Source organism: Vibrio sp. 704 (genome assembly GCF_033339295.1).
Window position 1 is genome coordinate 1 of record NZ_JAWOUH010000682.1, and the last position, 602, is coordinate 602.

A 602-nucleotide genomic window follows, 5' to 3' on the forward strand; every position below is an offset into this window, starting at 1 on the left:
AGCCTCCGAACAGTCGTTTAAAGAGTCCTTTCTTCTCCTCAGTAAGGAAACGAAATTCAACTTGATTGCCTAGTAAGCGATCAACAGTGTCAGAGTACGCCATGCCCGCATCGGTGTTTTCGTCGAATGTGACCGGCACACCTTTGTTTGATGCGTTAAGTACCGCTTGGCTTTCAGGAATCACGCCCAATAGTGGGATGTGTAGGATTTCTTCTACGTCTTCCACACTCAGCATTTCACCTTGGTTTACACGCGTAGGGTTGTAACGTGTCAGTAGAAGGTGTTGCTTCACTGGCTCTAGCCCTTGTTCAGCGCGTAGAGACTTAGAATCTAGGATACCTAGAATGCGGTCTGAGTCGCGTACTGAAGATACTTCAGGGTTAGTCGTTACAATCGCTTCATCTGCGTAGTACAACGCCATGAGCGCGCCTTGCTCGATACCTACTGGTGAGTCACAGATGATGAAATCAAAGCCCATTTCATCTAGCTCAGTGAAAACTCGTTGCACGCCGTCTTTCGTTAGCGCATCTTTGTCACGAGTTTGGGATGCTGGAAGAATGAAAAGATTGTCTGTGCGCTTATCTTTGATTAGCGCTTGGTTT

General features: G+C 47.2%; 1 protein-coding gene. It reads right to left on the reverse strand.

What is annotated here, in order from left to right:
* On the reverse strand, positions 1 to 602 hold a 602-nt coding region (gene minD, locus R7R24_RS28490), incomplete at both ends, for a septum site-determining protein MinD (RefSeq protein ID WP_318120423.1).